This is a genomic window from Sinosporangium siamense (genome assembly GCF_016863435.1).
In the GTDB taxonomy this organism is placed as follows: Bacteria; Actinomycetota; Actinomycetes; order Streptosporangiales; family Streptosporangiaceae; genus Sinosporangium; species Sinosporangium siamense.
This window is the reverse complement of the sequence record NZ_BOOW01000046.1, coordinates 1-20,214: the sequence shown is the minus strand read 5'-3', so window position 1 is coordinate 20,214 and position 20,214 is coordinate 1. Positions and strand designations below refer to the sequence as shown.

The window sequence follows — 20,214 nt, the reverse complement described above, 5'->3', positions numbered from 1 at the left end:
ATCAGCTCCCTGAGGAGGTCGGTGTGGAGGAGGTGTCGGGCTCCGGCTCCTTGACGGGCTCGAATGCCGAGGCGTCGTCACCCAGACCGTATTGCCCGGCCGTGCCGGACAGCTGTTCCCGCAGAGCGTAGACCACCACGATGCGCCCCGCAGGCAGATCGGCGGTGTCGACGCTCGACACGCGCTGCGCGATCTCGCTGGTGTCGCGCAGGGTGGTGATGACGCCGCCGGGACCGGCGGCGGGCGGCGTGCCGACCACGACGGCGCCCTGGCTCCCGTCGTCAAGGGCGCCCGCGGTCGTCACGACCGCCATGTTCTTGGCCTCGGCGCCTTCGCCCTCGAAGATCTCGCCGCCGATCACGACGGCGAGTGTCGCGCGCTTGGCGGGGTCGCCGCTGACGGCGATGAGGCCGCCCTTCTCGAAGGTGTCCAGCACGCCGGCGGTCACCGGGTTGGTCTTGCCTGCCTGCGCGCGGTCGGGGGTCACGAGGGCCGCCGACAGCACCGCGCCCGCCATGCCGTGCGGGGTGGTGCCGTCGGTGAAGGTCATGCCGGCGGGCTTGGCCGCGCTCGCCGACTGCTCGACGAAGCCGACCTCCTTGGGGTCGACGTAACGCTCGCTGAGCGCCACGCGGCCGCTCACGGTCGCCCCGGCCTGCTCAAGCGCCTGCTGCACGCCGTCGCGCACGGCGGCGGTCACCCCGGGCGCCTCGACCAGCACGACCCACTCGCCGCTCAGCTCGTCGCGCACCAGCTTCGACATCGCGGAGGTCACGAACTCGTTGTTGCCGCTCTCACGCCGGCGGAGCTGGTCGCGCTCCTCCCTGAGCTCCTGGCTGTTCTGCTTAAGCAGGCTGTTGACCTCTTCGGTCGTCTGCTTGAGCTCGTCGGTCAGCACGGTGCTGCCGAGAAAGATGCCCACCGTCAGGGCGAGGAAGATCGCCACGATGGACACGAGGTGGTAGCGGAAATCGATCACGAGAAAAGTCCGACCAGCCAGAAGATGAAACCGTTCCAAAGGTCGCGCAGCCCGGTGATCCAGATCTGCCCGACCGGCGACACGAGCAACGCCGCCACCATCGTGACCATCGCGACCGCGACCAGCAGCAGAAGCGAGGGGGTGGAGATGCGGCTGCGGTAGAGCCGGCTGACGCCCTTGGCGTCGATGAGCTTGCCGCCGACGCGCAGGCGGGTCAGGAACGTGCTGGCCATGCCGGCCCGCCCCTTGTCGAGGAACTCGACCAGCGTCGCGTGCGTGCCGACCGCCACGATCAGCTCGGCGCCCTTGTCGTCGGCGAGCAGCATCGCGATGTCCTCGCTGGTGCCGGTCGCGGGGAAGACGACGGCGCTGCGGCCGAACTGGCGCACCCGCTCCATGCCGGGGGCCCTGCCGTCCCGATAACCGTGCACGACGAGCTCGGCACCGCAGGTCAGCGCCTTCTCCGACACCGAATCGAAGTCTCCGACGATGAGGTCGGGCAGATATCCCGCCTCAAGCAGCGCGTCGGCCCCGCCGTCCACCCCGATCATGACGGGGCGGCACTCCCTGATGTAGGGCCTGAGCGTCGCGATGTCTTCCTTGTAGTGATATCCGCGGACCACGATCAGCACGTGGCGGCCCTCAAGCACGGTGCGGATGTCGGGCACGCCGACGCCGTCGATGAGCAGCTCGCGCTCGCGGCGGATGTATTCCATCGTGTTGGCGGTGAACGCGTCGATCTGCACCGCGAGCCCGGCCCGCGCCTCGGCCATGGCCGCCTCGACGGTTTCGAGCGTCTGTGTCTCGCCCTTGCCGACGGGCTCGTCGTCGAGATAGACGACGCCGTCGCACACGCGCACCCGGTCGCCGTCCTTGACGCGCTCGAAGAGATCGGGGCTGGCGCTGTCGACGAACGGGACCCCGGCCTCAAGGAGGATCTGCGGGCCGAGGTTGGGATAGCGCCCGCTGATGCCCGCCGCCACGTTGACCACTGTGGCGGCGCCGCACGCGACAAGAGCCTCCGCGCTCACCCGGTCGACGTCAACATGGTCGATAATCGCGATTTCACCGGCCTTGAGGCGCTTGGTCAGCCTCTTGGTCCGCCGATCGATCCTCGCCACTGCCGTCACCCCGGGAAGGTCGTCGACCTTCCTGCGGCGGAGGCCCGGAACCCTCAAGGTCGGCACCTTCATCACGACCATCCTGCCAGAGCCGGAGACCACGCGAGCCAACAGTGACGCAGCGTGTCGGTTTTGTCACCCAAAGATCTTCGCTGATTTCCGCAGGTGAACACCCGGTCACGCATCGCGAGGCGGCGCCGGGCCGCCCCGCGCACACCACGCGCCCCACACATCACACGCCATTGTCCACACGCTTCCGGCCCTGTCCAGCCCGCGCCGCCTTTCACCTCCCGGCGAGTACGGCACAAGCACGCCCGGCCACCTGCCGAATCCCCGGCCCCGGACCGCCCCTCAAACAAACCACGGCCGTATAGATCAACCACCGAGACGACCTACCCAGAACCCGTCATTCCATGACTAAACGCCCGCCGCACCCCGGAGGACGTCTTCAGTCCGCCACCGATTCCCGCCCCAGATCGAGCAGCTCCTCCGCGTGCGCCCGCCCCAGCTCGGAGTCCTCCATCCCGGCCAGCATGCGCGACAACTCCCGCACCCGCCCCTCCCGATCGAGGGTGACGACGCCGCTGCGCACCACACTGCCGTCGCTCGCCTTCTCCACGACCAGGTGCTGATCGGCGAACGCCGCGACCTGCGGAAGATGCGTGACCACGATCACCTGCGCGGTGCGGGCCAGCTTGGCCAGGCGGCGGCCGATCTCGACGGCGGCCTTGCCGCCGACCCCCGCGTCGACCTCGTCGAAGACGAAGGTCGGGACGGGGTCGGCCCCCGCGAACACCACCTCCACGGCCAGCATCACCCGGCTCAGCTCACCGCCCGAGGCCCCCTTGTGCAGCGGCAGCGGAGGCGCCGCCGGGTGGGCTGCCATCCGGATCTCCACCTCGTCGACCCCGGCCGGGCCGAAGTCGGCGCTCCGCGCCAGTTGCACGACCACCCGGGCGTGGGGCATGGCCAAGGCGGTCAGCTCGCCGGTCACGGCACGGCCGAACCGCTCGGCGGCAGCCGTACGGATCGTGGTGAGGCGGCCCGCCAGCTCAGCGAGGCGGGCGCGCAGGTCGGCCTGCTCGTGCTGGAGCTCCTCGATGCGCTCGTCGTCGCCGTCGAGCTCGGTCAGCCGGACCGCCGCCGCACGCGCCCATTCGAGGACGCCGGCCACGTCCTCCCCGTATTTCCTGACCAGGCCGCCGAGCACCGCGCGGCGCTCCTGGACGGCGGCGAGGCGGGCCGGGTCGGCCTCGACGGACTCGGCGTAGGAGGCCAGCTCGGTCGCGATGTCCGACAACAGGTATCCGGCCTCGGCGAGCCGGTCGGCGAGGCCGCCGAGCATCGGGTCGAAGTCGCGGGCCGAGTCGACCGAGGATCTGGCCACCCCCACCAGCGACACCGCGTCGTGCTGGGTGTCGACGGGCGACATGGGGTCGCCGAGGAGCGCCGTGTGCGCGGCCGTGGCGGCGAGGCGGAGGGTGTCGGCGTGAGTGAGCCGTTCGGACTCCTCGCGCAGGTCGGCGTCCTCGCCCGGGCGGGGCTCGGCCGCCTCGATCTCCTCCAGGCCGAAGCGGAGCATGTCGGCCTCCTGGGCCCGCTCCCTGGCCCGCGTGATCAGCTCGGCGAGCAGATCGGTCACCTCGCGGTGGCGGCGGTAGGCCGCCTCGTAGTCGCGAAGCGACTTGACGAGCTCCTCCCCGGCGTAGCGGTCGAGTGCGGCGCGCTGACGGGCCGCCTGGAGCAGCCGCTGCTGATCCATCTGACCGTGCACCGCGACCAGCTCGTCGGCGAGGTAGGTGAGCGTGCCCACGGGGACGCTGCGGCCGCCGAGCCAGGCGCGCGATCTGCCCTCGGCGGACACGGTGCGCGAGATGATCAGCTCGCCGTCCTCCACACCGCCGCCGGCGTCCTCGACCTGCTGGGCGACGCGGCCGTCCGGGTCGACCACCAGGGTGCCCTCGATGGTGGCGCGCTCGGCGCCCGGCCGCACACGCGTGGGGTCGGCCCTTCCGCCGAACAGCAGCCCGAGCCCCGTCACCACCATCGTCTTGCCCGCACCGGTCTCGCCCGTGACGACGGTGAATCCCGGTGAGAGCTCCAAAACGGCCTCGTCGATCACGCCGAGCCCCTGGATGCGGACCTCATCGACCCTCGGTCGCACTGGCCCCTCCGTCCAACCCATCGAACAAGTTGTCGAACACCTGTGCGGTGCGCGCCACGATCCTACGCGCTTCGGCTGAGCTCGACCTCGATGCCCACAGATGTGTGAGGTGGCACTTATGTGCGTGTCGTCGCGTGCCTCTTCCCGGAAAGCACTTCAGGAAGGCGCGGCTCAGGGGCGGACGCGACCGCGCCAGCCCTGCACGGGAAGCTCGAACTTCGCCACCAGCCGGTCGGTGAACGGCGCACCGGTGTCCTCGACGCCGTGCAGCCGCGCGAGCCGCACCGGGACGTCGCCCCGGCGCACCTCCACCCGCGACCCCGACGGCAGGTCGAACCGCCGCCTGCCGTCGCACCAGAGCACCCCGCCCGGGGTGTCGGGCACGATCTCGACCGCGAGCCTCGACTTCGGCGACACCACCATCGGACGGGCGAACAGCGCATGAGCGCTGATCGGCACCATCAGCAGCGCCTCCACCTCCGGCCACACGACGGGACCACCCGCGGAGAAGGCATAGGCGGTGGACCCCGTGGAGGTGGCGCAGATCACCCCGTCGCAGCCCCATCTGGACAAAGGCCGTCCGTCGACCTCCGCGACGACTTCCAGGATGCGGTCGCCCTTCTCCACCGTGGCCTCGTTCAACGCCCAGGTGTCGGCGATGACCTCGCCGTTGTGCCGCGCGGTCACCTCGACGGTCATGCGGTGCTCGACGTCGTAGCGCCGCCGTACGATCAGGTCGACCGCCTCGGTGAGGTCGGCCACCTCCGCCTCGGCGAGAAAGCCCACATGGCCGAGGTTGACCCCGAGCAGCGGCGCGCCGCCCGGGCGGGCGATCTCCGCGGCCCGCAGCAGCGTGCCGTCGCCGCCCAGGACGATCATCATCTCGGCGCCCTCGGCCGCCGCGGCGCCCTCGGCCACCACCTCGGCGCCCCGGCAGGCCATCGCGTCGGCCTCGCTCTTGAGCACGCGCACCGCGAGGCCCGCGTCGAGCAGCTGGTGGATGACCCGCCTGGCACTCTCGACCGCGGCATCGCGGCCGATGTGAGCGGTCACCAGGAAGGTCCGCCTCCCACTCGTCACCGAGGCCCCTCCGCGACCGCCCGTTCGATCTCTGAGGAGAGGTCCGCGACGGGCGGCGCGCCCTCTCCTTTGCCCAGCCACAAAAGATATTCCACGTTGCCCGACGGCCCCGGCAGGGGGCTGGCCGTCACGCCTCGCACCGCCAGATCGAGCGCCGTCGCCGAGGCCGCCACATCGAACACCGACTGCGCCCGGAGCCCCGGGTCGCGGACCACTCCGCCCGCCCCCACACGCTCCTTGCCCACCTCGAACTGCGGCTTCACCAGCAACACGAAATCCGCCCGCGGCGCGGCGCACCCACTCAAAGCGGGCAGCACCAGCCGGAGCGAGATGAACGACAGATCGCCGACGATCAGCGACGGCGGCTCCCCCACGAGCTCGGGGGTGAGATCGCGCACGTTGACGCGCTCCATCACCTTGACCCGGTCGTCCGTACGGAGCGACCAGGCAAGCTGGCCGTATCCCACGTCGACCGCCAGCACGCGCGCCGCGCCGCGGCGCAGCAGCACGTCGGTGAAACCGCCGGTCGAGGCGCCCGCGTCGAGGCAGAGGCGGCCCTCGACCGCGAGACCGCGCGGCGCGAACGCCTCAAGGGCGCCCAGCAGCTTGTGCGCGCCGCGCGACACGTAATCGGGACCCTCGGGGGCCTCGGCCACGACGATGGCCGACGCGGTGTCCACCTGGGTGGCCGCCTTGCCCGCGACCCGGCCCCCGACGGACACCCGCCCCGCATCGATAAGCTGCCCCGCCTGCTCTCGGGACCGGGCGAGCCCCCGGCGCACGAGCTCGCTGTCGAGCCTCATGCGCCGGCTCACCCGGTCCTCCGTTCTAGAGCCGACTCCGGCGGCACAGAACTCACCCGCCGTGCTCCACGGCTCGCGCGGAAGAGTCGTCCGCCCCGGTGAGAGCCTCCTCCAACCCGGCGAACACCTCCTCGAAGACAGCCACATGCGCCGACACGGGCAACCCGGGCAACCGGGTCAGTCCCGTGAGAGCGTCATCGACCCGCGCGTCGCCGGTCGCCTCCAGCAGGTCTGTCATGCGCCCCCTCCGGCAGTCCTCCTCACGGCACCCCTGGCGGAGCCCGCTGCGGCCTTGCCCGCCGCGGACCTCGAGGTCGCCGAGGCCCGTGTGCTTCTTGTGGCCCTGGTGGTCGTCGCCTTGGAACCCCTCGGCGCCTTGCTCACACGGGAGGCCCCAGCGCGCGAGGCCCGGGAACCCGTCGCCCTGCGCGTGGCTGCCTTGACCGTACCGGACCCTGTGGCCGCCGTCGCCCCCGCGGTCGCCCTCGGCGAGCCCGAAGCGCCCATCATGCCGGTCGGCATCATGCCCATGCCCATCGCGGGCATGCGGCCCGGCTCCATGGATGCCGTGGAAGCTCCTCTCGTGGCCCTGCCTGCGCCGTTCCTCGCCGGGGCGGCCTTGGTGGCCGTCCTGGCGCGCGAAGCCGTGCTACGGCCCGCTCGGGCCGCCGTGCCGGTCCTCGTGGTGCCGGCCCTTGTCGTGCCGGCCTTCGCCGTGGCGCGGGTCGCGGTGCCGGCCTTCGCGGCCGCTCTCGTCGTGCGCTTGGCCGTACCGGTGGACGCGGAGGCACGCTTGGCACCGCCCGCGGACGCCTTCGTCGTGCGCTTGGCCGCCGCCGAACGCCCCGCGGCTCCCTCGGTCCTGGATGTGGTGGTCCTGGAGGTGCCGGCCTTGGTCGCCGTGCGCCGGGTCGCGGCCGTGGTGGTCCGCTTCGCCGCCGCGGTCGTGCGCTTGGCCGCCGCAGTTGTGCGCTTCGCCGCCGCGGTGGTGGTCTTGGCCGCTTCGGTGGTGCGCTTCGCGGCTTCTGTCGCCCGGCGCGCGGCCGTGGTCGCGGCACCCGCGGTCTTCTTGGCCGCCGCCGTGCCAGGGGTGCGCGCGGTCGCCCCCGCCGTACGCCTGGTGGTGGTCTTCGCCGCCGTGCGGGCGGGCGGCTTGCCCGTCTCCATGGCCTTGCCCGCGGCCCGGGAGGCCGCCGTCCGCGTGGTCGCCGCGGTCCGCCGCGTCGCCGTGCCGGCCTTCTTCACCGCGGCCCCAGTGGCCCGGCGAGCGGTCGCCGTCGTCTTGGCGGCGGCGCGAGCGGGCCGCTTGGCGGCGGTCGTCGCCTTCTCCATCGTCGTCTTCGCGGCTGCTCGTGCAGGCCGCTTGGCCGCGGTTGTCTTGGCCGCGGCCCCCGTGGCCCGGCGAGTCGTCGCCGCCGCACCCCGCGTCGCGGTCGTCTTCGCAGCCGCGCGAGCAGGCCGCTTGGCCGCCGTCGTGGCCTTGGCCGTCGTGTTCTTGGCCGCCGGACGCTTGGCAGCCGTCGCCTTGGCTCCGCCGGCCCTGCTGGTGGTGCGCTTGGCGGCCTCGCCGGCGGCAGCCGTACCGCGCTTGGCGGCGCCTGTCGCGGTGCGGCGGGCGGTCACCGTCGTCCTGCCGCCCGTGGCGCGCTTGGCGGCGGTGGCGGCCCGCCTCGCGGGCGTGGCGGTGGCGCGGGTGCCCGCTTTGGTGGCGGCAGCCGTACGCCTCGTGGTGGCCGCCTTGCCTGCCGCCGTGCGCTTGGCCGCCGCCGTGGTGGCGGTGCGGGAGGCGGAGGGCGCCGCCGCGGCACGACGCGTCGTGCCCGCTCCTGCGCGCTTCGTCGCCGCATCGCGCTTGGCCGCCGTCGTGCCCGCCCCCGTGGCGCGCTTGGCGGGTGCCTTGGCCGCTGTGGCGGTGGCGGTGCGGCCGGCTCGTGCCGTACGCGCCGCCGCCGTCCTTGTGGCGGTGTGCTTCGTGGCGGTGGTCCGCCTGCCCGCCGCAGCACGGGTCGTGCCCGGACTGAGCCGGGACTCCAGCTCCGTGACACGATCGTGCAGGCGGTCGATATCCTCGCCACGAGGGAGGTCGAGGACACGCATCAAGCGGTCAACCTCTCCACGTACGATCTCATCGAACCTATGCTTCATGGACCTACCTGCAGTAACAAGCTCGTCAGCGAGCGAATCGACTTGACCGGACACCTGGCTCACCCCGTTTTCACCAGTGGACAACAGATCGCGAACTACAGAGTGGGCTCTGTTCGTTGTCCCATTGGTGCGATCTGGCTCTTGCGTATATCCCCGCAAAGCTTCGAACACCATGGCAGACGCCTCCTTTTCCGGCGCGCCCCCCGCGTGCCGGATTTCACGTTGTGCCTATGCGGAACGCTACCTTCCGTATGTAGAGAGGTATGGACCGGTCCGGAATGAAAGGGAAACCGCCCCATGGCGACCGTCGATGAGTGTCGAGTGGCACTGCTGAAACTAGGCGAGCAGTTCGACGGGCTCGACCACCAGACACGTGCCAAGCACGTGGTCGAACGGACCATCAACTGTCACATCTCAGACCTGGGTCTCACGTTCCACGGTCGCCTTCACCACGGCGGTCTTGGGCCGTTCGAGGAGTGTCCGCCGACCGAGGTGCCACCCGCCGACGTGCGTCTCACCATCACCAGTGACGACCTCATCGCACTGGTCGACGGGACCCTCGACACGGGCCGCGCGCTGTTCAGCGGCCGGGTCAAGCTCGACGCCAGTTTCGGAGACCTGATGCGCCTTCGCAAGCTCCTTTAAAAGTCTTCCCGGACTGGGTGGAAAAATGGTGCTTCAGGGACGGGCTTGAAGCTAGAGAGGTGTGCTTTGGGGGTAAATGCTCTGCTGCACAACTACGACACTCTTCTGCTTGACCTTGACGGGGTTGTCTACTTAGGAGCACACCCGATACCCGCCGCTCCGGAGTCCCTAACGGAGGCGGCGCGGCTCGGCACACGGCTCGCATACTGCACCAACAACGCGTCGCGCACCCCTGCTGCCATCGCCGAACACCTCACCGCACTAGGGGTTCCGGCCACCCCCGAAGACGTCGTGACCGCAGCCCAAGCCGCCGCCCGATTGATCCTCGAAAGGGTCGGCCCGGGAGCTCCGGTCTTGGTTGTGGGGGCCATGGGGCTGCGCTCAGCCGTGCGTGAACTGGGACTGCGGCCCGTCACCACCGCGCTCGACCGCCCGGCGGCGGTCGTCGAAGGATTCGCCCCCGACCTCTCTTACAGCCTAATCAGAGAAGGGGCTCTCGCCGTACGGCAAGGCGCACTGTTCGTCGCCTCCAACTCGGACACCACCATGCCCACCGGGCGAGGCGAGGTGCCGGGCAACGGATCCCTCACCCAGGTCATCGCCCACGCGACCGGCGTCGCCCCCATCGTCGCCGGCAAACCCGAGCGGCCCATGCACCGCGAATCCATCCTCCGCACCGGCTCACTGCGCCCCCTGGTCGTCGGCGACCGCCTGGACACCGACATCGAGGGCGCCACCAACGCCTCGGTGGACAGCCTCCTCGTCCTCACCGGCGTGGCCCAGCCCCTCGACATCCTCACCGCGGCCCCTCACCACCGCCCCACCTACATCGGCGCCGACCTGTCGGTGCTGCACCACCCCTACCCCGACGTGACCGCCCACGGGGACACCTGGACCTGCCGCACGTGGACCGCCACCTGGTCAGAGAGCGGCCTGTCCCTCAACGGCCACGGCGACCCCGTGGACGCCCTACGCGCCGCAGCCGCCGCCACCTGGCACGCGGCAGGCGACGGCCGGGCCGACCCCGCGACGCTCAAGCCTGCTCTCGACGTGATCCTGGCCTGATCGAGGCTTTTGGGGCGTTCCAAACGCCGCGGCGGGTTCGTGCTCCGTGGGACTCCCACCCCGCACGCCCACCCGCCATTGCCCCCCAACGCTCGCCGCCCAACACAAACCAGGAGAGCGGACTCACCCGACCCCGCCCAACCACCACCGACAGCCCCACGACCGCCTCCGACGAGAACCGGGGAAAGGACACCCCAATCCGCACGATCGCCCGCCTCTGTCGCCTCTGACGTCATCCAGGCCTTGCCCCTTGACCGCAAACCCTGCCGATCCCGTCGGAAGGCCCCGGCCCCCTGTCCAAACCCGTGGGGGCACCTCACGAGCGGCTCCCATGGGGCACAGCCGCCCCCTCCTACCCGACTGGAGAGCTTCCGCGCACAGCTGGAAAGTTCCTGAAGCACGAGGGATCGTCGGCCGAGAAGCCCAAGGGCCTCACGCACGGCTGGAAAATGCCCGAGGCACGAGCGATCGTCGGCCCGGAAGCCGAGAGGCCCCATGCACGGCTGGAGAGTTCCCTTGCATAGCCCAGGAGCCCCCAAGCACGGCTGAAGGCTTCCATTCACGGCTGGAGAGTTCCCTTCCATAGGCCAGGAGCCCCCAAGCACGGCTGAAGGCTTCCATGCACGGCTGGAGGAGTTCGCCTGCCGCAGCCCGGTCGAGGTGAGGTTGCGGCAGCGCGGCGTTGGGGGGTGAGGGGCATTGGAACGACAAGGGCAGTCAGTCATGCCGGATGGGGTGACCTGGCTCCCCGACTCCCATCGGGGACGATCAAGACGGTAGCGGGGAGCGGTTCGTCAGGGTCGTGAGGGTGCGAACTGCGGTGTCGCCGGAGATTTAGGATGCCCGCCTGGCGCGCAAGGTGGCGCGAACGCTGTTGAGGGCGGAGACGTAGTGCCGCTGATCGGGACGCATCGCCACGGCGATGGCCAGCGGCTCTTGGGCCGCCTCCATGTCGCCGGTGCGCCAGAGGGAGAGGCCGAGGCCGAAGTAGGCGTAGTCCTCGGTGGGGTTGGCGGCCACGATGAGCCGGAAACTGTCGACTGCACGGGCGTATTGTCGGGAATTGAACTGGGCGCGGGCTAGAGCCTCACGGATGCTGCGCGACTCGGGCTCGGCCTCCGCCGCGCGTTCAAGCAGTGCCGCCGCCGCGGCCGGACTTCCTTCCTTGAGCAGGCGCGAACCACGTTGAAACCAGTCGTAAACATCACCGTGGGGTCTACCGGGGTCATTACCTGAGGAGTCGAATGAGCAGTCCTGTCCTTGGATCACGTGTCAGACCTCCTTTGTGGGAGAGGTGAGAGATCAACCGACACTGAGAGCCGTTCCGCCCCACGCCATTGGAGCACTTCGTGGACGATTCCAGCCCTTATGGGAGCATTCCCGGTATGGCCAGTCCTGAACTGCCGGTACCGGACGGACTGGTGCTACACCCGTTTCGCGGTGTGCGCTACGTCCTGGACGACCCGGCCAAGGTGATCTCACCTCCGTACGACCTGGTGTCAGACCAGGATGTCCTTGATCTCCTCTCCTTGCACCCCAACAACGTCGTACGCCTCATCCTCCCAGGCGCCGACCACCACCGATATGGCGAAGCCAGGGACACTCTCCAGGCATGGCTGACCTCCGGCCTGCTCGCGGTGGACGATCACCCAGCCCTTTACGTCTACGAACAAGCAGCACCCAACGGCACGCAGCCGGACCCGCAGGTGATCCAACGCGGCCTCATCGGCAACGTCGCCCTGGCCGACCCCGAAGAGCGAATCGTCCTCCCCCACGAGAACGTCATGCCCGGGCCGGTCGCCGACCGCCTCGCCCTCATGAACACCACAGAAGCCAACCTCGAACCGATCTTCCTCCTCTACGACGGCGGCGGCCCCGCCAGCCACCTGGTCGACGCCGTCGCGGCCAACCGCCCCCCACTCGTCGAAGCGACGACGTCCGACGGCATCCGCCACGGGCTGTGGGCCGTCGTCGAACAACACGAACACGACCTCATCGGCGCCGACCTGCGCCCCCGCCAGGCTTTGATCGCCGACGGCCACCACAGGTACGCCACCTACCGCGCCCTCCAGCACGAACGCCACCAAGCCGGAATGGGCACCGGCCCCTGGGACAGCGGCCTGGCGCTACTGGTCGACTCCTCCCTATATCCGCCCGACCTCAAGCCCATCCACCGGGTCATCCCGGACCTCCCCCTGAAGGAAGCCGTCGCGAAGGCGAAGGGAGCCTGGCAGGTGCACGAGTTCAGCTCCCTGGACGAGGGCTTGGAAACGCTCCACTCGACCCCCGGGCCCGCCTTCCTCCTGGCCGGCGACGGCAGCAGCCACCTGCTGACCAACCCGGACCCCCTCCAGATCGAACACGGCATGCCCCCGGACAGGACTGCGGGATGGAAGGCACTGAACACCTCCATCTTCAACGAATTCCTCCTGCCCAAGGTGTGGGGCATGCACGACGACGAACAGGCCGTACGGATCGTCCACCATGACCCATACACCGCCGAAAAGCTGGCGGCAACCACAGACGGCACCGCCGTAGTGCTCCAACCCCTGGCCACCGGCGCAGTCCTAGCGGTGGCGGCCGAGGGCGAACAGGTGCCACGCAAATCAACCTCCTTCGGGCCAAAACCCCGCACCGGCCTGGTCATGCGCACTTTCGCAACAGGCTGAGGCCCCCGGCGATCGGTCCACCAATCGGAGGCCACAGAACCCGCCAACGGCAGTCCCCCTCCCCCGATGGCCCCCGGTGGACCGAAGCCTCAGCCTCTGGTGTCTGAAAACAGCGTTCCGCCTGGCGGCGAAGCGCCTGCCCCTGCCCTGCTCCGCAGGCGTCCAATTCCTCCCTGTCTGAGGTATCTGATGACCCCATCGGCCAGCGCCTAACCAGGGAACTCGTCCAACCAAGGAGCCCTTCCAGCCGACTCGTCCAACCGCCCCCGCAGGGCGCATCCCTGAAGGGTGAGCCGGAGGATCTTGGTCACGTCCAGCATCTAGCTGACCACCGCCAAACAAGCGGCGGCCGTCAAACCGCACCACACTTGGCATCGCGGAATGAAGCACCGAGAACTCGTCCCCTACCCACGGCAACTGCCACGTCCTGGCCGGATGAGCCCCAGATCTGGCACCATCCCGTCAGCTAAGCGGAACGTGCCACCTGGGAACCTCCGTCTTGCTCCTCGGTCGGATCGAGAGCCCCGGCGACCTGGCCCTCACTCTGTTCAGGCGTCGCGGCGTAACCTGCGATGCCCTCACGTCGGAGGATGAGGGCAGTTGGGCAAGAGTCGGCGGATTCTGACGTGGTGTCGGCCGCCGCCTTCTGCCATCTCCGCCCCGACACCTCCTCTTGGCCGGATCCCTCTTTTCCACCTTCATGACCTTTCCGCTTTCCCGCTCGCCTCCCCCAGCCCAGGAAGATCACCGATTGACCCCGTTTATTGCGAGCAGTCGCACCGATGGGAGGGAACAGGGCCTGTTGCCCGTCATCGCGCTGCTTTCCCTTGGCGGGCTCGGGAGACGTCCTCTTGGCAGGCTCGGGAGACGTCCTCTCGGCAGGCTCGGGGGACTTCCGCTTGGCAGGCACAGGAGACAAGCCGCCGAGCACCTCCCCCGAGCCCTCCCGCTCAGGTCGCTCCGCCGTCGCCCCCTGGCCGTTTATCGACCTGGTGACGTCGTCGCCCTTGGCAACCACCTCAACCGGTGCCTTGGAACGCTCCGGAAAGACATCGTCCGCACGATGCCGCTGATCGACCGTCTTCCCCCTACCGTCGGCCTTCTTTCCCTCGCCGAAGCATCGATCAGCTCGAGCGTTGCCAGCACCTGATCGATCTTCATCGCACTTTCGACATGCACTCCCGCTTCCACACCGTGTGCCCTGATCTCCCTGTACGGCATCGCAAACCGGGCCTTGATCTTGTATTTCAGCGTGTTCCTGCTCTGGTCCTGCACCGCCCCCTCTATCGCAGCCCCAGGCCGACCTGTCCCGCTGTCCTTGGGCTTGGCTCCTGCCGTACCGCACCCCCGGGTCCTGTCCGCCTCCTTGCCCCACCTCCCGGCTCCCGCATCCAATGGTGATCGGCAGTGCCCCCTGTTCCTCCGTCTGCAGCTCGAAGGCTCCCGATCTCACCAGTGAGTCGACTGATCGCGGACCGACGGGCACCAAGGTTTCCTCCTCGACCGGGGCCGGCGCGAGGTAGGGGCGCACCGCTGTGGCCTCCACCTCCATATAGGTGTTGCGGTTGGCGAGAAAGCGACGTCTCAGGGCTCCGATCACCTCGATCACATCACCTGGGACGCATTCCTCCAGTCCGGCGGCCACCTCCAGGTCGTATGTCACACATCGGATGCTGTCGACTCTCACCGGAGGTCGCCGGTGGCGCCGCACGATCACCCGCCACGTGACAAGCGGACTCTCCGAGGGCAACGATCGGCGCTCAGGCTCAGCGGAAAGCCGGCCGATCAGGACGACATCGTTGCGGTCCATGTGATCCTCCTCATGGGCGGGGTGCTCCGTCGCGAGGACCACTCTCTACGATGTGAGCACCCGCGAAATGGCCTGATCGCCAATCTGTGGATACAGCTCCAGCACCGAGGTGACCTGTGGAAAACATCACCGCACTCGGCGGCGACGTCTACGAGATCGATACGCGTATGGCGGGATTCTCCGGAATCACCGCCGGTTACCTGATCCTCAGCGATCGACCGTGTCTGGTGGAGACGGGCACCTCCACCTCCGCACCGGTCGTCCGCGACGCCCTCCACGACCTGGGCGTCGGCCCCGACGACCTCGCCACGGTCGTCGTCACACACATCCACCTGGACCATGCAGGCGGTGTGGGCGACATCGCCAGGTTCTTTCCCTCAGCCGAAGTGGTCGTCCACGAGAAGGGCGCTCGCCACCTCGCCGACCCCACGCGCCTGATGGCCAGCGCCCGCATGGTGTGGGGCGACCGGCTCGACACCCTATTCGGCGAACTGTCCCCCACCGAGGCATCCCGCATCCGCGCCCTGGGCGACACCGGCGCCATCGACCTCGGCAACGGCCGCACGCTGTCCAGCCATTACTCCCCCGGCCACGCCAAGCACCACGTGGGCCTCATCGACTCCGGCACGGGCGACCTGTACGTCGGAGACGCGGCCGGCGTATACCTCCCCCAGACCGGCGACCTACGCCCCGCCACACCCCCACCGGACTTCGACCTCGACACCGCCCTGAACTCCATAGCCCTTTTCCAGGACCTAGGCCCCGAACGGCTCCTGTTCAGCCACTACGGCCCGGTGAAGGAGGTACAGGACACCCTGGACAGGTCTGCCGAGGAACTGCGCATCTGGGTAGACCTCACTCGCCAGGCCAAATCCGAAGGCATGGACCTCGACCACGCCATCGCCATGGTCCGCGACCGCACCCGCGAACGCTACACAGCCCTGAGCGCCGACGACGAAACCGCCGAACAGTTCGAACTACTCAGCGGAGCCCCGTCCAACGTGGCAGGAATCCTCCACTGGCTCGACCGCGTCTCTCCCTGAGGGGGGTCAGGATGTTGTAGATTGCAGCAGGCCGCCCAGGGGTCATGCAGATCGGCACACTGCAAGAACAGTTGCTCGACAAGCCGGACGGATCATCCGCGCTGACGTGGAACGTTACTTTGGGGTTCTCATAGCCCTTGCGAAGGGTCTCGACACGTGGCCATTGCCGTGGCATGTGCCGCATGTCTTGTCCTCATAGCCCTGGCGAGGGGTCTCGACACCGTTCCGGGTGCCTCCCACATCCCGTGGGCGTGTCCTTCGTAGCCCTAGCGAGGGGTCCCAACGAAATGCAGGCATACGCGTGGGATGTGGAAACGAGTCTTCATGACCCTTTCGAGTCCCTTTCGAGGGGTCTCAACGCGGGCACCGCAGCTACCCGGAGAACGAGGTCCGGGTCCTCATGGCCCTCGCGAGCCCCTCGCGAGGGGTCGCAACTCTGCTGGCTGATCCGTGGTGAGCGGCAGGAGGACACTCCACCACTCCCGGTAGGAACCTGCATCGGTCCTTAGAGGCCACTTCACACCAGACAGGCGGCATCGCCGCACCAGGCAACGCAAAAGGGCGCCAGGTAGGTACCTCACCTGGCGCCCTTAGCGCATGGAAACGAACTTAAGCCAAGGCTCAGTCTTCGCGCTTGGCCTCTGATGCAGGGGTTTCGAGAGCGTCGCCGAAGTCCGGCTCGATGAAGGCCGGACTGACCCCAGACGTGGCCTTCTCGGCAGGCTCTTCCGTTGCGGCGGCTGCGGCCGGCTTGGCCACCTCACCGGACTCGGGCGAGCTGGCCGCCGCCGCCTTCTCCTCGGAAGGCTCTTCGGTGACCTCGTCGGACACGGGCTCCTCAGCGGACTCCGCCCCGGCGACCTCGTCGGACGCGAGTTCCTCGGAGGGCTCCGCCGCGGCGACCTCGTCGGAGACAAGCTCCTCGGAGGACTCCGCCTCAGGAAGGTGCTCCTCCAACTCGTCCGCTTCAGCGATCTGGGCGTTGAGCTCAGCCAAGTCGTCGAGTTCGACCTCGTCCTTGGCCTCGTCCCCTTCAGCCCCCTCCTCGATATCCTCGATGTACGCCACGGCGGTGCCGGTCAGCTCCGCATAACGCTCGGCCGCGTCCGTCTCGCCGTCCTCATCGAACTCGACCGCACGCTCGAACCACTCGATCGCCGCAGCCTGGTGGCCGGCCTGAGCCAAAGCGTCGGCATATGCGAACGCGAGGCGCGCCGACCAGGCCTGAGGCCGGGGGTCACGAAGTTCGGGAAGGCGCTGAAGGGTGATCACGGCGGCGTCGAACTGGCCGAGGTCGCGGCGGGCGCCCGACTCGACGATGGTCAGCTCGATCCTGCCCTCCCGATCAAGCTTGTCGGCTTCGTGAGAACGCACCAGGTCGAGGGCACGCTCCGGACGCCCCAGCCCACGCTCACAGTCAGCCATGATCGGCAGGTATGCCTCAGACCCGGTCATACGCCGAGCCGCCCGCAGGTCGCTCAGCGCCTCGGAGAACTGTCCGGCCCGGTAGGCCGTGACGCCTGAGACCTCACGAACGACCCCGATGCGGGCCGCGAAGCGTCGTGCGACCTTGGCGTGCTCGTAGGCCTTTTCGATGTCCTCGCGGGAAAGGGCCCGTTCCGCGGCGACAAGGTGGCGGGCGACGAGGTCGGCGAGGTCCAGCGGGAGAGACCGCAGGCCTTCCCACATCTCGCGGTCGAGCTCGTCCGCCGTGATGTCGGGCTCAAGCTCGGGGAGCCGCTCACGGGTGTCGTCCGCACGCTCGTGATCGTCACGCGGACGGTCCGGCTTGCCGTACCGGCTTCGCGAGCCGCTCTCCTCCCTCCGGAAGGACTCGCGGTCGCCCCGCTCGCCGGAGCGGAAGGGCCGGTCGCGGTCGCCTCCGTCACGGTCGCGGTACGGACGACCGCCGCCACCGCGTGAATCACCATAAGACGGGCGATCACCGAAGCGACCACCACGGTCGCGATCTCCTGAACGGTAAGGACGGTCGCCCCCGCGCGAGTCACGGAACGGGCGATCACCACGGTCGCCCCGGTCGCCCCGGTCGCCGAAGCCACGGTTGTCACGGTCGCCGTGGGGACGGTCGCCACGCCGCTCGAAACCGCGGTCACCACGATCACCACGGTCGCCCCGGTCCTCGAAGCGTCGCGGACGGTCACCCGTACGAGGTCCGCCGTAGGAAGGACGGTCGCCCGAGCGGGGACCACCGTAGGAAGGACGGTCACCGGAGCGAGGGCCACCGTAGGAAGGACGGTCGCCCGAGCGGGGACCACCATAGGAAGGACGGTCACCGGAGCGAGGGCCGCCGTAGGAAGGACGGTCGCCCGAGCGAGGGCCGCCGTGAGAGGGACGGTCGTCCGAGCGATACGGCCGGTCGCCACGATCGTTGGACCGATAGGACGGCCGGTCGCCCCGGTAGGAGTCACGGTCGCGGAACGGACGGTCCCCACGGTCGTTGTCACGCGGGCCGCTGAAGGGACGCCCTCCCGAACGGTAGGGACGATCGCCGCCGGAGTCACGATCGCGGTACGGACGACCGCCGCCGCCGGAGGCGTCACGGTCGCGGTAGGGGCGGTCCCCACCGGAGTCACGGTCACGATATGGCCGGCCGCCGCCGCCAAACGAGTCACGGTCGCGGTACGGACGACCGCCGCCACCGCGTGAATCACCAGAAGACGGGCGATCACCGAACCGACCGCCACGGTCGCGATCTCCTGAGCGGTAAGGACGACCGCCGCCACCGGACGAGTCACGGTCGCGGTACGGACGGTCTCCACCGGAGTCACGGTCACGATAGGGGCGATCTCCACGATCGCTGGAGCGGTAGGGACGATCGCCGCTCCCTCGGGAGTCCCGACGGTCCCGGCTGTCACGTCCGTCTCGATCACCACGGGCATCACGGTCGCCGCGAGAGTCACGGTCGTCGCGCTGGTAACGTGGGCGATCGCCAGAATCGCGGGAACCATATGACCGCCGCTCACCATAGCGCGGCCCCTCGCCGGGAAGACCGCCCCTGTCCCGGTCGTCGCGATATCCGCCTCGCCGGTCTCCACCCGACCCGCGGTATCCGCCCTCTTCGCGTCGGCCCGCGCCGCCACGCCCGTCTTCTCTGTTCACTTCTGTCCATTCGTTGGCTTGCTCGGCGAACTCGCCTTCGGCTTCCCAGCCGTCACGGATCAGGCGGTCCGCAAATCGGACGTCGTCCGGCCCCGGGCCATGCCCGCTTCGTCATCCCGCACTACGCGATAAAGGCCACCCTGGTGGGGGTGGCCCGGCACCCACCAGCCTAGCAAGCCCCCGTACATCCTTGAGCCCCCACTGCGGAACCCACCAACCGCAATCATCCAACATGCAGATGAGAGGCGATCAGGCCGACATCGGCCGATCTTGCTGCCCGTCCTCCTGCCCAGGCGACGACGCAAAGTCGCCCGGTCAGCCCGCTGCGGCATGCCCCTCGACTTCGGCGGCCAGGGCATCGGCCGCCGTTGCCACGAAGACCCCCACCTCCCCAACCACGGCCGCCCAGGCCGCGGCTACCGCCTCCGCCACGGCCCAGCCATCGCCATCGAACCCATGTTCAGGGCCGGAGGAGGCAACGACTAGCAGATCGACGGCGACGGCTGGACCCTCCGCCCCACCGACGGCAGCCGGGCCGCCCCCATCGAACACACACATCGCCATCACGGACGACGGACCCGTCATCCCGGCCTTGCCCTGAGGTACGTCATAGCTACTCCCTGTCAAGCGCAACCCACGGTTAGCCCAGCAGCTATACCGAGGTTTGGCCCAATCCTCCGATCTAAGGGTTGATCGCGGTGGCTTGGGGTGAATGAAGCACACATGAGTGCACGACGGGTGGTATTGGCAGGGACAGCGGTAGTGGTGGCTGTCGTGGCAACGATGCTGGCAGTGCTCCAGTGGAACAGCCCTAACAAAGTGACGATCACAGCCGCAGCCTTGGCCGGCTTGGCCGCTGTGATCGTCGCGTTCTGGGCGACGTTTCCGAAGAGGCCCCCGGGCTCTCCCGGGACCCCCGACGACGATGTACGGCTATCGCCCCCACTTGGCCAAGTGAACCCTCAGCCGGGCCAGCCGACAGCCGAGATGGAAACCGCCGGGGCAGCTCACAACCCCTTCAGCCCCCTACAGGAAACCAATACACCCGACAGCCCCGCGCAGGACAAAGTACATGACGAGTAGAGCCGCAGGACCGTCGATGTCAACCCGCCCCACACATGGACCACGTAGGGCACGTCAGCTTGAACAAGATCCGCCACCAGGCGACAGCGGTTGGGTGTGAAGGGATTGCAGCACAGCCAAAGCAGCCGCTCGTGATCATGTCTGTGTGAAGAGCCCCCACTTACGGCCCCCACTTACGGCCGGCACGAACTATGCGCCAGGTCCATGCGCCATAGTCGATGCACCATGGCATGGAATCGAGCTCCGCGAGCGGAAGACCCCGAAAACACAAAAAGGGTCACCCACCAGAGCGGCCCACCCCCACAAACCAAAAACCCCCAAACCCCACAACCAATAACCCAAGCCACGACCAACAACCCAAACCTGCAACCGACCACCCAGCCCACAACCAACAGCCCAGCCCCGGCCGGCAACCCCACCGCGGCCAGCAAAACACCCCCCCAAACAGAAGAAGGGCCACCCCAACCAGGGTGGCCCTCCTCAAAAA

At 69.0% G+C, this 20,214-nt stretch carries 15 protein-coding genes; 6 read left to right on the top strand and 9 right to left on the bottom strand.

Annotated features, from left to right (window positions below; genetic code table 11):
* Position 1: 1 nt before the first annotated feature.
* The 6 genes from Ssi02_RS33385 to Ssi02_RS33360 form a co-directional block, all read right to left on the bottom strand.
* Positions 2 to 979, bottom strand: a complete 978-nt coding sequence (locus tag Ssi02_RS33385) for a copper transporter (protein ID WP_204031580.1) — start codon at positions 977 to 979, stop codon at positions 2 to 4.
* Positions 976 to 2,172: a putative cytokinetic ring protein SteA gene (steA, locus tag Ssi02_RS33380; protein ID WP_204031579.1), complete on the bottom strand. Its 1,197-nt coding sequence runs from the start codon at positions 2,170 to 2,172 to the stop codon at positions 976 to 978. Before steA ends, Ssi02_RS33385 begins: the two co-directional genes overlap by 4 nt.
* Before the next feature lie 376 nt (positions 2,173 to 2,548).
* Positions 2,549 to 4,264 (bottom strand): DNA repair protein RecN, encoded by a 1,716-nt coding sequence (gene recN, locus Ssi02_RS33375; RefSeq protein WP_239130219.1) that lies wholly within the window; start codon positions 4,262 to 4,264, stop codon positions 2,549 to 2,551.
* 171 nt (positions 4,265 to 4,435) lie between these two features.
* Positions 4,436 to 5,344 carry an NAD kinase gene (locus Ssi02_RS33370; RefSeq protein WP_204031577.1) on the bottom strand — a complete coding sequence of 303 codons (909 nt, stop codon included), beginning with the start codon at positions 5,342 to 5,344 and terminating at the stop codon, positions 4,436 to 4,438.
* On the bottom strand, positions 5,341 to 6,159 hold the full coding sequence (locus Ssi02_RS33365) for a TlyA family RNA methyltransferase (protein ID WP_239130218.1): 819 nt from the start codon (positions 6,157 to 6,159) through the stop codon (positions 5,341 to 5,343). Before Ssi02_RS33365 ends, Ssi02_RS33370 begins: the two co-directional genes overlap by 4 nt.
* Positions 6,160 to 6,199: 40 nt before the next feature.
* Positions 6,200 to 6,385 carry a hypothetical protein gene (locus tag Ssi02_RS33360; RefSeq protein WP_204031576.1) on the bottom strand — a complete coding sequence of 62 codons (186 nt, stop codon included), beginning with the start codon at positions 6,383 to 6,385 and terminating at the stop codon, positions 6,200 to 6,202.
* Between the two features lie 54 nt (positions 6,386 to 6,439).
* On the opposite strand from Ssi02_RS33360, the gene Ssi02_RS33355 reads away from it, so the two are divergent.
* From Ssi02_RS33355 to Ssi02_RS33345, 3 genes are all read left to right on the top strand, one after another.
* Entirely contained in the window at positions 6,440 to 8,338 is a 1,899-nt protein-coding gene (locus tag Ssi02_RS33355; protein ID WP_204031575.1) for a hypothetical protein, read from the top strand.
* Positions 8,339 to 8,589: 251 nt separating this feature from the next.
* Positions 8,590 to 8,937, top strand: coding sequence for an SCP2 sterol-binding domain-containing protein (locus Ssi02_RS33350; RefSeq protein ID WP_204031574.1), 348 nt, complete (start codon positions 8,590 to 8,592; stop codon positions 8,935 to 8,937).
* Between the two features lie 66 nt (positions 8,938 to 9,003).
* Complete coding sequence (locus tag Ssi02_RS33345; protein WP_204031573.1) at positions 9,004 to 10,002, top strand: HAD-IIA family hydrolase; 999 nt, start codon at positions 9,004 to 9,006, stop codon at positions 10,000 to 10,002.
* Between the two features lie 834 nt (positions 10,003 to 10,836).
* On the opposite strand, the gene Ssi02_RS33340 is transcribed toward Ssi02_RS33345, so the two are convergent.
* Complete coding sequence (locus tag Ssi02_RS33340) at positions 10,837 to 11,271, bottom strand: tetratricopeptide repeat protein (protein ID WP_239130217.1); 435 nt, start codon at positions 11,269 to 11,271, stop codon at positions 10,837 to 10,839.
* A 116-nt stretch (positions 11,272 to 11,387) separates the two neighbouring features.
* Here Ssi02_RS33340 and Ssi02_RS33335 point away from each other — a divergent pair, with 116 nt between their 5' ends.
* Positions 11,388 to 12,671: a DUF1015 family protein gene (locus tag Ssi02_RS33335; RefSeq protein WP_239130216.1), complete on the top strand. Its 1,284-nt coding sequence runs from the start codon at positions 11,388 to 11,390 to the stop codon at positions 12,669 to 12,671.
* Positions 12,672 to 13,137: 466 nt separating this feature from the next.
* Here Ssi02_RS33335 and Ssi02_RS40175 read toward each other — a convergent pair whose 3' ends face one another.
* Positions 13,138 to 14,481: a single-stranded DNA-binding protein gene (locus tag Ssi02_RS40175; protein ID WP_204031572.1), complete on the bottom strand. Its 1,344-nt coding sequence runs from the start codon at positions 14,479 to 14,481 to the stop codon at positions 13,138 to 13,140.
* A gap of 167 nt (positions 14,482 to 14,648) precedes the next feature.
* Here Ssi02_RS40175 and Ssi02_RS33325 point away from each other — a divergent pair, with 167 nt between their 5' ends.
* Positions 14,649 to 15,524: an MBL fold metallo-hydrolase gene (locus Ssi02_RS33325; RefSeq protein WP_373870234.1), complete on the top strand. Its 876-nt coding sequence runs from the start codon at positions 14,649 to 14,651 to the stop codon at positions 15,522 to 15,524.
* A 621-nt stretch (positions 15,525 to 16,145) separates the two neighbouring features.
* On the opposite strand, the gene Ssi02_RS33320 is transcribed toward Ssi02_RS33325, so the two are convergent.
* Entirely contained in the window at positions 16,146 to 17,213 is a 1,068-nt protein-coding gene (locus Ssi02_RS33320) for a tetratricopeptide repeat protein (protein WP_204031570.1), read from the bottom strand.
* Positions 17,214 to 17,288: 75 nt separating this feature from the next.
* On the opposite strand from Ssi02_RS33320, the gene Ssi02_RS33315 reads away from it, so the two are divergent.
* A complete protein-coding gene (locus Ssi02_RS33315; RefSeq protein ID WP_204031569.1) occupies positions 17,289 to 17,447 on the top strand; it encodes a hypothetical protein in 159 nt (52 codons plus the stop codon).
* The last annotated feature ends 2,767 nt before the right edge of the window (positions 17,448 to 20,214 follow it).